Annotated in this window: 2 protein-coding genes; both read left to right on the top strand. The window is 71.1% G+C overall.

What is annotated here, in order from left to right; genetic code table 11:
* The first annotated feature begins 413 nt into the window (after positions 1–413).
* A complete protein-coding gene (locus ACFYS8_RS04420) occupies positions 414–12,701 on the top strand; it encodes a toxin glutamine deamidase domain-containing protein (protein WP_387635572.1) in 12,288 nt (4,095 codons plus the stop codon).
* A 131-nt stretch (positions 12,702–12,832) separates the two neighbouring features.
* Positions 12,833–13,123: a hypothetical protein gene (locus ACFYS8_RS04415; RefSeq protein WP_387635570.1), complete on the top strand. Its 291-nt coding sequence runs from the start codon at positions 12,833–12,835 to the stop codon at positions 13,121–13,123.
* The last annotated feature ends 369 nt before the right edge of the window (positions 13,124–13,492 follow it).

Here is a 13,492-nt window from a genome sequence, read left to right as displayed (position 1 = left end):
GGAACAGCGCCGACGCTCCGCCGCCGTCGCACGAGCAGTCGGGTGGTGGCCGGACCCACGAGCAGGCTCCGCCGCCCGCGCACGAGCAGTCCGGTGGCGGCAGGAACAGCGCCGACGCTCCGCCGCCGTCGCACGAGCAGTCGGGTGGTGGCCGGACCCACGAGCAGGCTCCGCCGCCCGCGCACGAGCAGTCCGGTGGTGGCAAGAACCACGAGCAGGCGGAGGCCGTTCGGCCGACGCATGAGCCGTTGACCGAGCGCACTCCGTCGCAGCCGGCCCACGAGCGGACGGAGGCCGTTCGTCCGACGCATGAGCCGTTGACCGAGCGCATTCCGTCGCAGCCGGCGCATGAGCGGACGGAGGCCGTTCGGCCGACGCACGAGCCGCTGTCGGGGCAGGAGCCGAGCCGGCCGGTGCACGAGCAGCCGGTGCGGAACGAGTCGGGCGGTTCCGGGCGCGACAACGTGCCCGTGGGGCGCGAGAGTTCGGCCGGCGACCAGGGGTCCGTGCGGCCGTCGGGCGACGACAGCGCGCCGCGTCCGCAGGGCGGGGGTGCGGTGCCGAACCTGTCCGGCGTCCTGAGTGGTGCGGCGGGCCTCGCGGGCGCCGCGTCCTCGTCCGGCCACGGTGGTGGCGGCGGTGGCAACACCGGCGGCACGCACCTCGACGGTGCCCGCGGTGCGACCCTGCCGCGTCCGGACGGGGCGACCGTTCCCGGCCAGGGCATGCCCGAGGGCCTCGGTGACACCCCGCCCAACTCCGGTACCCAGAGCCCGAACCAGGGCGCCGTCCCGCCGATGGGCGGCGCCGGGTTCACCCCCGGCCCGGTCGGCGGCGGCAGCCACATCGGTGGCGGCAGCGCCCGAACCGACGTACCGTCAACGTCCGGTGCGCCCAGGCCCGGTAGCCAGAGCGGCACCGTCCACAGCGGCGGCGGCAGCCAGCAGGGTGGCGGTTCGCTGCGCCCCGGTGGCGGTCGTGGTGCACGCCCCGAGACGCACGCCGCGCCGGAGCAGCAGCACACGCCTGCCCCGAAGCCGACCGAGCACGCGACCGCCCCGAACGAGCACGGCGGCAGCAACCGGCCGCACGAGCAGCAGCAGTCGCACGAGGGCAGCAACCGGCCGCACGAGTCGCAGTCGCACGAGGGCGAGCCGCGTCCCAAGACCACGGACGGGCGTCGGATCGACGAGCCCGGCGGGCTGAAGGAGCCCTCCGAGCACGACCAGAAGCGGATCGAGGACGCCGTTCCGCGCGACGAGGACGGCAAGCCGACCACCCACCCGGACCCCCAGCAGGGCGACTGGGTCAAGCACCTCAACGGCGACGGCCCGTTCGCGCCAGGCCGCAACAACAACTGCGCCGACGCGGCACTGTCCTTCATGGACACCTACAACGGCCACCCCACGGCGGCCGCGCCGCGCGTCGAGAACAACGGCGCCGGCGAGAAGGGCGGCCGCGACCGGATCGAGCAGTCGCTCGGCGGCCGGTTCGAGCACCAGGGCGCGGGCGCGGGAGGCCATGAGAAGCTCCAGAAGACCCTGCTGGAGAGCGGTCCGGGCTCGCAGGCGCTGATCATCAGCACCGACGGCGAGGGCCGCTCGCACGCCTGGAACGTGGTCAACCACGACGGCAAGATCGTCTACGTCGACCCGCAGATGGGCCGTACCAGCGACAAGCCGCTGTACCCGGGCGAGGGCGGCCTGTTCGCCGTCCCGCTCGGCCCGAACGGCGCCGCGCTCCACCCGACCAACCACGGTGCGAACCAGGGCGCGGGCCACGGCACGAACCAGGGCGGCGGGAACACCGGCAACCACCAGGCCGGCGCACGCCCCGAGACCACGCCGAAGACCGAAGCCCCGCCGAAGAAGGAGGCCCCGCCGAAGCCGGAGACCACGCCGAAGCCGGAGACGTCCCCGAGGCCCGAGGCCCAGCCGAAGCCGGAGACCACGCCGAAGCCCGAGACGGACCCCAGTGCCCGGCCCGAGTCCGACACCTCCCCGAGGCCCGAGGAACCGCGGCCGGACGAGGTGCGGCCGGACGAGGCGCCGGGCGGTCGGACGTACGAAGACCCGTCGCCGTTCTCGGACTTGGAGGACAAGCGGCACATCCCCACTCTCGAAGAGATGCAGGAGATCGGTCGGCGGCTGGGGATTCCGGACGATCAACTCCCGGTCATGGTGTTCGTGCCGGACCACGCCACCGTCTCCACGCCGTTCTCCGAGTACGGGGAAGGGCGGGTCGGCAATCTGTCCGAGGCCGCCGGCAAGCACACCATCGGAAAGATCGAAAGACTGAAGGACGGTGACGGCACCGCGGCCCCCACGGTGGTCTCCGGCATGGGCGGCGGAGCATACAACAAGGGGGCGAACGGAGCCCCCGACGTGCTGGTCGTCAACCAGCGGATGAACAAGAACGGGTTCACGCAGGAGCACACGATCCAGCACGAGCTCGGGCATCACAAGCAGGCGCTCGACCAGCTCAGCATCGACAAGACGCAGAACAACCCCGCGCTCATCGAGTACCACAACATCCTCATCAACGAGGTGAAGTTCCACGAGGAGGGCAAGAAGCCGCGCCTGACCTACGCCGAAGCGGACGGGCAGGGCGGACTGTCGAGCGAGCAGCAGAAGGGCGTCAAGAGGCTGCTCGGCCTGCCGGAGGACGCCAATCTCGCGCCGGGCCACTACTGGGACACGGTCGCGGGAATGCCGAAGAACCCGAACGAGCAGGTGATGTTCGACCAGCTCGCGGAGGCGGCCGGGAAGGAGCCGTACTCCAGGTACCCCAAGGTCAAGCAGAACTTCGCGAAGGCGTACTTGGTCGAGCACCTGAAAGCGCATGACCGGGCGGCCGCTGCGGCTGCCGCCGGCGGTACGACCACCGGGCCCGCGCCGGAGGCCGCGCCGCCCGCTCAGCAGCATGCTCCGGCTGCGCCGCCGGTTCCGCCGCCGTTCGCCGGCCAGCACGCTCCGGCTGCGCCGCCGGTTCCGCCGCCGTTCGCCGGCCAGCACGCTCCGGCTGCGCCGCCGGTTCCGCCGCCGTTCGCTCAGCAGCATGCTGGTTCCGCGCCGCCCGTTCCGCCGCGGCCCGCACAGCAGCATGCCCCGGCTGCGCCGCCGGTCCCGCCGCCGTTCACTCAACGGCCGGGCGGCGCCGCGCCGGAGGTTCCGCCGAGCAGCCGTCCCACTGGCGGGGCGTCGAGCACGAACCCGTTCGGGGACGAGCACGCAGGTCCGTCGGGCAACCGTCCCACGCCCGAGATGCAGAACCCGTTCGGGGACGAGCACGCCGCTTCGTCGGGCCACAACAGCCCCGCCTCGGAGGTGTCGAACCCGTTCGGGGACGAGCACGCGGCTTCGTCGGGGCACAACAGCCCCGCCTCGGAGGTGTCGAACCCGTTCGGGGACGAGCACGCCAACACTTCGCACACCCGGGCCCCGGAGAGTCCGGGAGGCCTCGGCGACTCGACGCACCCCGGCTCGCGTCCCGATTCCACGCCGCCCGGGCTGCGACCCGACGCCGAGCCGGCCGGACTGGGCGGCCGGAAGCCCTTGATGGACGGCCAGGGGCTCACTCCCGAGGGCCGGAAGCTTCTGCACCAGAACCCGACAGGGCCCTCCATCGTCTACCCGCCGAGCAACAGCAAGGGGGCGCACGCGGGGGCGGCTTTCGCGAACAAGTTCAAGTTCGAGCTTTCGCCGGAACTGAAGGAGGTCAGTAACCACCTGCCGGTGAAGGACGGCAAAACCCACCAGTCGGAGGGTTCGACGGCGAGCGGGAAGCCGAACGCCAAGATCAAGGACCACACCTTCAAGGCCTACGTCGACCCGGCGACCCTGACCCTGGTGGAAGGCGGGGCCGGTGGGCAGCTCCGGGAGCCGCTGCGCAATGCCCTTGGCCCGGACGCCGTCGCCTACTCGGGCAACAAGGTGTTCGAAGAGGCCGCGAAGCTGGACTACCGGTCCAGGCCGACCATGGAGCAGCAGCACGATCGCCGGCAGCTGCTGAAGGACCTCGCAGACCAGAACACGGAGAAGGGCACCTGGATCGACGGCGACCGGGTGGCGGGCCAGCTCGCCGGCCAGGGCTCCGCGATGGAGGGTGTGGACCGCCTGCTGAACGGCCACGGCAACGACGCCGGATTCCCCGGAGTTGTGCTCGGCGAGGGACACGGCCAGTCCGCGACCTGGCCGTTCCTCAAGGACAACATGAAGCAGCTGAAGGCCAGTGGGGTCGACACCCTCTACCTGGAGGCCCTGCGGGACGACGCCGTCCAGCACGACCTGGACAAGTACCTGGACCCGAACCACAAGGGGCCCATGCCCCCGACCCTTCAGAAGGCGGCCGCGAGGTACGACAGCAGCCACGGCGCCAAGCTGACCGAGGTGCTGGAAGCGGCGAAGGCCAACAACGTCAAGGTCCGTGCGGTGGACGGATACCCGGCCCGGACCATCAACGAGGACGGCGGGGTCCACGAGCGGGCCCGCCTGATGAACTCGTACGCGCACGACGTGATCAGCTCGGACGCCGCCAACGGCGGGGGCAAGTACGTGGCCGTGGTCGGCGCCAGCCATGCGCACTCCACGACCGGCTCCGGCGGCGCCGGACGCATCCCCGGCACGGCCGACCTGCTGGGCGTCCCGGCCGTCCACCTGACCCACGGCTCGGGGACGGCGCACGAGGCGCCGCCGAGGGCGAGCCGCGACACGCCTGCGGGCGCCGTCCGGCTCAGCTACCTGCCCACTCCCGAGAACCACTCCCCGGCCGGTAACCCGGCCGCCGCCCACAGCGCCGCGCCGTCGGCCCCGGGCGGGCTCGGTCCGGTGCACCCCGATGCGCAGACGCCGCACGGGAGTTCCGAACACCTGGAGGGTCAGGGGCCGCAGCACGACCAGTCCAGCCAGCACGACCAGTCCAACCAGCACAACCAGCACGAGGGCACCACCGGCCACCAGCCCGCGAACGAGCACAACAACCCCGGGCAGCCGCACGAGCAGCCGAACCACGAGCAGCCGAACCACGAGCAGACGTCGCATGAACAGCCGTCGCACGAACAGCCGTCCCACGAGCGCTCGTTGGCGGAGAACGAGGGTGGCGGTCCGCGTCACCCGGCCACGGACGGGCGACCGTTCGATGTCGAGGGCGGACTCAAGCGGCCGTCCGAGCACGACCTGAAGCAGCTTCAGGACGCGGTTCCGCACAACGCGGACGGCACTCCGCAGCGGCACCCGGACCCGATGTCGGGCGACTGGGTGAAGAAGCTGAACGGTGACGGTCCGGGCGCCCCGGGTCGGGCCAACAACTGCGCGGACGCGGCGCTTTCGGTGGTCGATACCTATGACGGCCGTCCGACGGTGGCCGCGCCGCGGGTCGAGGACAACTCGGTCGGTGAGAAGGGTAGTCGGGACCGGATCGAGCAGTCGCTCGGCGGCAAGTTCGAGCCGCTGGGCAAGGGCCAGGCCGGGCACGACAAGCTGGCGCAGACGCTGCTGGAGAACGGTCACGGCTCGCAGGCGGTGATCGTCAGCCAGGACGCCGACGGGCGTGCGCACGCCTGGAACGCGATGAACCACAACGGCAAGATCGTGTACACGGACGGCCAGATGGGCCGTACCAGTCACACGCCGCTGTACGAGGGCGAGGGCGGCGTGTTCGCTCTCCCGCTCACCCCGGACCGCGCGCCGCTGCACCCGTCCGGCCCGCCCGCCGGGACCACCGACCACCAGGCCGGCCCGAAGCTGGACGCCGAACGGCCGAACCCCGCACCGGGCATGGCCGATCCACCGCGCCCGCGGATCGAGGACGTCACCGTGGCGCCACGGCCCGAGGAGCTGGCCAGTCTCCACAAGAATCCGTCCGGGCCCGCGCTGATCTACCCGCCCGCCGCCAGCCCCGAGGCGCTGGCGAAGTACAAGAGTGACAACAAGTTCAACTTCAAGCTGGACTCGAGGCTGCAGACGGCCGCCACCGAGCTGCCCCACAACGACTGGGGCCGCCGTCACTCGGGCACCAAGACGGAGGACGGCAAGCACTACGAGGTGAAGGTCAGCCCGTACTCGCAGTCGTTCAAGTCGCACCTCGACGCGCCGAGCCTGAGGGTGGTGAACAGCACCGCTGCGGGTGCCGTGCTGAGCCCGCTGGGTGACGAGCTGTTCAACCGCAACCCCGACAACTACGGGAAGTACAAGGGCAACGCGGTCCTGGCCGAGGCCGGCAGCTTCGACTTCCGGACCAAGCCCAACTACGACGCCCAGCTTGAACGCGTGAACGTACTGGAGCGGCTGGCCCACCAGCACTCGCAGCAGCCGTGGAACCCGGTCGACTTCGCGCAGGTGCGGGACCGGCTCGACGGCCAGCAGCCGTCCGCCCTGGACGGTGCCAGGCGGGTGCTCCGGAACGAGGGCGACTACGTTGCGCCCGACGGGATGGTGCTGGGCGAGGCGCACAAGGAGTCGCCCAGCTGGAAGTTCCTCAAGGACAACATGCAGGGCCTGAAGGACTCGGGCGTCGACACGCTGTACCTGGAGGCGATTCGCGACGAGACCTTCCAGCGCCACCTGGACACCTATCTGAAGCCCGGCGGCACCATGCCGGAGAACCTGGGGAAGATGCTCCGGGAATACGACAAGGAGCAGAAGTCCCCGGCCGGCGAAGGCCTTTACGACATGATGCTGGAGGCGAAGGCCCGGGAGATGCGGGTCGTTGCGGCGGACGGATTCCCGGCTCGCATGCCGGTCGAGGGCAACAAGAACGAGCAGCGGGCCCGGCTGATGAACTCGTACACGTACGACGTGATCCAGAACGACCACGGCAGGCAAGGGAAGTTCGTCGCGGTCGTCGGTGCGTCGCACGCGCTCGATCACACCTACACGCCGGGCGCCGGGCGGATTCCCGGCCTGGCCGAGATGCTGGGCGCGGCGCCGGTGCGCCTGGTCACCCCGACCGGGCACCACGCGGAGGGCGGTACGCCGTCCGGGGATCTCCGGCTGGGGACTTTGGAACCCAATGCGGCAGAGGGCCACGTGGTTCCCGTCGCCCCCGCGCAACCGGGCGGTCTCGGCGGTCCCTCGCACGAGCGGCCGAACCACGAGCAGTCGTCGCACGAGCAGTCGAACCATGAGCAGTCGTCGCGCGAGCTGCCGAACCATGAGCAGCCGAACCACGAGCAGTCGTCGCGCGAGCAGTCGAATCGCGAACAGCCGTCCCACGAACAGCCGAACCACGAACCGCCTTCCCACGAGCGCTCGTTGGGCGACCACGAGGGCGACGGTCCGCGCCGCCCGGCCACGGATCAGCGGCCGTTCGACGTCGAGGGTGGACTGAAGCGGCCGTCCGAGCACGAGTCGAAGCAGCTCCAGGACGCGGTTCCGCACAACGCGGACGGTTCGCCGCAGCGGCACCCGGATCCGAGTTCGGGCGACTGGCTGAAGAAGTTGAACGGCGACGGCCCGGGTGCCCCGGGTCGGGCCAACAACTGTGCGGACGCGGCGCTTTCGCTGGTCGACACGTACGACGGTCACCCGACCGTCGCCGCGTCGCGGACCGAGCACAACTCGGTGGGCGAGAAGGGCGGCCGGGACCGGATCGAGCAGTCGCTCGGCGGGAAGTTCGAGCACCTGGGCAGCGGGCCGGCCGGGCACGACAAGCTGGCGCAGACGCTGCTGGACAGCGGTCACGGTTCGCAGGCGGTGATCATCAGCCGTGACAGCGAGGGGCGCACCCACGCCTGGAACGCGATGAACCACAACGGCAAGATCGTGTACGCGGACCCGCAGTTGGGCCGTACCAGCGACCGGCCGCTGTACGCGGGCGAGGGCGGCCTGTTCGCCGTCCCGCTCACCCCGGACCGCGCACCCCTGCATCCGTCCGGCCCGCCCGCCGGCACCACCGGCCACCAGGCCGGCGGCCCGCGTCCGGCGCACCAGCCGGGTGGCGAGGAGCTGCGCCCGGGTGCGTCGCCGGGTGCCACCGAGCATGCCGGGTCCTCGCAACACACTGACGGGGCGCACCAGGCGGAGCAGCAGCAGGAGTTGCACGGCGACGGCGAGCACCCGCCGGTGACGCCCGAGCCGCTGCCTCCGGTGGGTACGCCGGAGCACGGGATCATGCACGACCCGGCCGAGTTCCTGAAGACCAAGCAGGTCTCGGTGGACTTCGCCGCCGGCGTCAAGGAGCGGATGCCGCGTGTGAGGTCGGAGGAGGCCGCCGAGTTCCTGGAGGCCATCAAGGGCCGTGACCAGCACTGGTTCGTGCTGGAGCCGAACGGCCAAACCAAGAACGGCGAGCCGTCGGGTTACCACCTGGTGCCGGCGTGGGAGAAGTACGCCGCGCACTACGAGGGCTTCCCGCGTCCCGACTCCGGCCTGCCGCCGGTCAAGGCGGACCACGAGTACGTGAAGGGCGCGTACATCCCGTACAAGTCCGAGGAGCGTCCCGATCCGAGCCGGCCGGACACCATCGGCCACACCGAGGTGCCGCTCAACCCGCACCCCGACCTGCCGCGCGAGGGACTGGTGTTCACCGACGCGATGAACGGCTGCGCCCTGGTGACCACCGTCGAGCCGGGCAAGGGCACCTTCACGGCCTGGCACTTCCAGTCGTACTCGTCCGCGGGACACCTGGAGGGCGGCTACAAGTTCCGGGAGCAGCACACCGTCACGTCGTGGATGGGCGTCGGCGACTACTCCCACCCGCTGCCGCTGGACTTCAAGCCGGCTGCGACCAACATGCTGAAGCACGGCCCGAACGGCTGGGAGATGATCAGCCAGGAGTCGCACACGTACGGCGGCAACTCGGAGGCGATGAAGAAGTTCCCGCCGACCCTGCACCCGCCGCAGCGGATCCCGTTCGACGTGGCGACGCAGGACCCCAGGACCGTCGTCAAGATGACGCTGGACCCGTACCACGTCATCGCGCAGGAACGGCTCGACCGCTTCCAGAAGGCGGCGCACGACCTGACCACGGGGCTGGATCCGAAGAACCGCGCGCTCAAGGACCTGCAGCCGCTGCTGTCCGACATGAACGACATGCTCGGCGCGCAGAACGACCTGGTGAAGGCGTACCAGCGGTCGGACGCGACCCTGGAGGACCTGCAGCAGCTGTCGAACGGGCTGAACCGGATCAAGCGTTCGCGCCAGATGTTCCTGGACGAGCACCGGGCCGAGATCGAGCGCCTCGCGGTGGACGCGACGCCGCTGCACCCGAACCGGTCGGCCAACACCGTGCTTTCCGAGTTCGGTTACTCGATCGAGCCCGGAAAGCCGGACTGGGTCGACCACATGGCCTCGGACGTTGCCGCGCAGATCAAGAAGCGCGACGACGCCGCCCAGCAGCCCCCGGCCGACCCGGCGGGCGTCTCTTCGCCGCGGCCCCCGGCCGACCCGGCGGGCGTCTCGTCGCCGCAGTCCGAGCACGAGCCGCTGCCGCACGAGTCGTTGGCGAAGATGCCGGCCTTCACCGGCAAGGACGACGCCACCGCCAACCAGGTGGCGGGCGACCAGCTGGTCGGGCTCCGGACGCACACCGAGCAGATCTACGAGCAGATCCGGACCAACCTGGGCCGGCTGGACCTCGGGTCGGAGGGCCTGACCGGGGGCGTGCCCAACTCCGAGGTGCAGTACAACCTCTGGTCCGGCAACAAGAAGATGGTGGAGCAGTACGGCAGCGCCGAACTGACCGGTGAGGGCCAGGCCGAGAACTCGCACGGCTTCATGATGAGCCGCACCGAGGAACACCAGCGGGCGATCCGGGAGCTCAACGAGTTCTACCCCGAGGGCTGGCCGCCGCCGGACCCCGGGTACCAGAAGGAGTTCATCGGCTGGCTGAAGGAGAACGAGAAGCAGGGCGTCGCCTACGACCCGGAGGCGATCCAGCAGAAGTTCTCCGAGCTGCGCGCGGCGGCCAAGGACCGCGCGGGAGAGCTCCTGACGGACGAGGGCGTGGTGCAGGTCGGCGAGCATGGTGCCAGGTTCCAGAACGCCTGGGACCGGGCCTCCGACGACGTGGCGATGCACGCGGCGCTGGCGATGGCCGGCTTCCGCAGCTTCGGGCTCGACGAGCCGCAGCACGGCAACCCCGAACTGTCCGCCCACCCGGATCCGAAGTCCACCGTCCAGGTGCGGCAGGAGATCCCGATGGCGGAACGGATCGCCAACGAGGTCGCCGCCGACCTGCACGACAACGTCAAGGCCCGGCGCCAGGTCGCCGACCTGGCCCAGGACCCGGAGCTCAAGGCCGAGTTGCACCGGCTGGCGAACCGGGCGGAGCAGGGCGCCAAGCACTTCACGGAGGGTGCCGAGCAGCTCAAGTGGGAGGAGAGCACCACCCGCGAGGAGCGGGCGGAGCTCGCCGAGCGGCGCAAGCACAGCGCCGAGACGATGCTCCGCGGCCGTGACGAATTCCTCAGCGCGGCAAGGGACTTCGACCAGGCGCTCGGCAAGCTGGGCGTCCCGGCGGCGCACTCGGACTACGTCTCCGACGTCCGCCCGCCGGCGGACCCGGGCGGCCTCGGTGAACACCAGTCGCACGAGCGGTCGGTGGGGGAGCACGAGGGCGGTTCGCAGCCCCGTCCGGACGCTTCGCCCGGCGCCGCCCCGGACGGCGGACCGTCGCAGCACACCGACGGTGAGCACCAGGGCGGCAACGACGCGCACGGCAACGACGCGCACGGCAACGATGCGCAAGGCAACGATGCGCAAGGCAACGACGCGCACGGCAACGACACGCACGACGGTGCCGAGCACGACGGTGCCGAGCACCCGCCCGTCGTGCCCGAGCCGCTGCCGCCGGTGGGTACGCCGGAGCACGGGATCATGCACGACCCGCGCACCTTCCTGGAGGAGAACCTGGTCGCGGTGGACTTCGCCGCCGGCGCCCGGCAGCGGATGCCCGGACTGAAGCCCTTTGAGGAGAACACCCTGCTCAAGGCGATGCGGGGCCGCGACCAGCACTGGTTCGAGATGGTGCCGAACCCGTCCGCGGCCGCCAGCGGGAAGGCCGGCTACTACCTGGTGCCCGCGTGGGAGAAGTACGCCGAGCACTATGCCGACTTCCCCCGGCCCAGTGGCGGGCTGCCGCCGGTGAAGGAGGACAGCCACTACGTCAGGGGCGCGTACGTGCCCTACGAGGCGGACAAGCGGGCCAGCCTCGCCGACCTGAGCACCATCGGCCACACCGAGGTGCCGCTGCACCCGAACCCGGCCCGCCCCCGGGAGGGTCTGGTGTTCACCGACGCGATGAACGGCTGCGCCTTCGTGGCCACCGTCGAACCGGGCAGGGACACCTTCACGGCCTGGCACTACCAGTCGTACTCGGCCTCGGACGCCCTGCGGACGGCCGCCGAATTCCGGGCCGCGCAGACGGTCACCACCTGGATGGGCGGCGGCGACTACGCGGCGGTCCTGCCCCCCGGGCACACCCCGGCGGCGACCAACATGCTGCGCTACGGCCCCGACGGGTGGGAGATGGTCAGCCAGGAGGTGCAGAAGGACGCGCGGAACCCGCTGAACCCGCCGCGGGTCTCCCGGCAGTCCACCGTCCCGTTCGAGGTCGGGACGCAGACCCCGGAGGCCGTCGTCAAGATGACGGTCGACCCGTACCTGATCAACGCGAAGGAACAGCTCGGCCACTTCGACGACGCGGCCTACGGCCTGACCAAGGACCTGAGCCTCACGAACCCCCATGTCAGGTCGTTGAACCAGCGCATGGGCCAGATGCGGGAGATGCTCCTGGAGCAGAAGAACCTGGTGGAGGCACTTCAGCGGCCCGACGCGAGCCTGGAGGACATCCAGTCCGCCGCGGCCGAGCTGCGCGCGAAGAGCGAGGAGAAGCGGAGGTTCCTCGCCCTCCACGAGAACCACATCCGGTCGCTGGCCAACCAGGTGCTGACGGACTATCCGAACCGGACCACCGCGACGCTGTTCTCGGAGTTCGGCAAGTCGGACTGGATCGGCGTGATGACCGACGATGCCGGCGCCCAGATCCAGAAGCGGGATGCCGCCGCCGCCCAGCAGCTCGCGGAATCCGGGCCGATCGGGGACCCGGCGGGCGCGCCGCAGGAGCGGGCTTTCGAGCCCGTCCCGGACGACGACCCGCGGGCGCTGAAGCTGGCCGGTTACGTCGGCGGGCCGGGCAACGTGCACCCGCCGATGAGCAACACGCTGCTGGGCCACGTCAATCCGCGGCAGGCGCCGGAGCAGGACGGGACCGGCTTCCGGCCGGGCCCCGAGCTGAACGCGTCGGTGGAGAACGTGGAGGCGTACCGGGACACCCACTTCGGGCGTCCCCGGGTGTCCGGCGACGCCCTGCACGGTGACGCGGCGCCGGCCACCGGCAGCACGCCGTGGACGCGGCCCGAGGCGCCGGCCGCGTTCGGCAAGGGCGACGACGCGGTGAAGGCACTGATGGAGAAGGTGCAGGCCGGTGGCAAGGGCAGCTTCGCCACCGTGCTGGGCGCCGGCGAGGAGGGGCGCGCCCATGCCGTCGCGCTGGTCCACGACCGTGACGGCCGCCTGCGCTGGGCCGACCTGACGGCACGCCGGGTGTCCGAGGCCACCGGCGGTATGCCGAGCTGCTTCGGCCTGGGCTGGAACCTCTGGGCCTCGGTATCCGACCCGGAGGAGAACACCATCTCGGGCCCGCAGGACCCGCAGTTCACCGAGACCTTCGGCGCCTTCACCGCCCCCGGGCGCGAGCACTGAGCCGCCGGAACGACCGGGATCATGGACCGGACAGCCCCGACGGGGCCGTCCGGTCCGGACGCCGCCAGCGCGAGCGTCGCGGCTCCGGCCGCACCGCTCGCGGCACACATCGCACCATAGGAGGAACCCGCATGATCACCCAGGACGAGGCCATCGCGAAGGCGCAGGCATGGCTGAACGAAGGTGCCTCGGAGGGGACCGCGCGTGAGGTCAAGTTCCGGGAGTTCGACCTCGGTTGGGTGGTGTGGGCCGCGCCCGCGCCGCTGGAGGTCGACCCGGTGACCGGCCAGGTCCGCCCGCCGGCCAACCTCGGCGACGCCACCGGCGTGGTGGACCGCGGGACGGGAGAGCTCAGCACCTGGCCGTCGATCCCGATCGACGCGGTGATCGCCGCCTACCAGGAGCGTCACGCCGGACGGTGACCCCTGCGGCTCCACCGCGACGGCCGGGTCTCTGCGCGAAGAGGCCCGGCCGCCACCACAGTTCACCGAGAACCGCGCAATCCACACCGGACATTCACGACCTCCCCCGAACGGAGCGCCCCCACTGTCACACGGCCGGTGATTCACGCCGGGAATTTACCAACTGCATACCTTCGGGCCACGTGCCCGGTTCCGCTGTTCTGCGAAGCTCGTACCGAGGTGACGTCTCGTCACTTCGGTTGTTGTGCTTGGCAGGTACGCCCTCGGACACCTAGTAAAGTTACCTGACAAATGAGCGGGTGTGGCAGCCTCGGGTGCCTTCGGCCTGCCCTGGATCCGGCGTGGGCGCTGCGGCGCGCCCCGTTTCGG

Source organism: Kitasatospora sp. NPDC004615 (assembly GCF_042873545.1).
Taxonomy (GTDB): Bacteria; Actinomycetota; Actinomycetes; order Streptomycetales; family Streptomycetaceae; genus Kitasatospora.
This window is presented reverse-complemented; position numbering and strand designations above follow the sequence as displayed.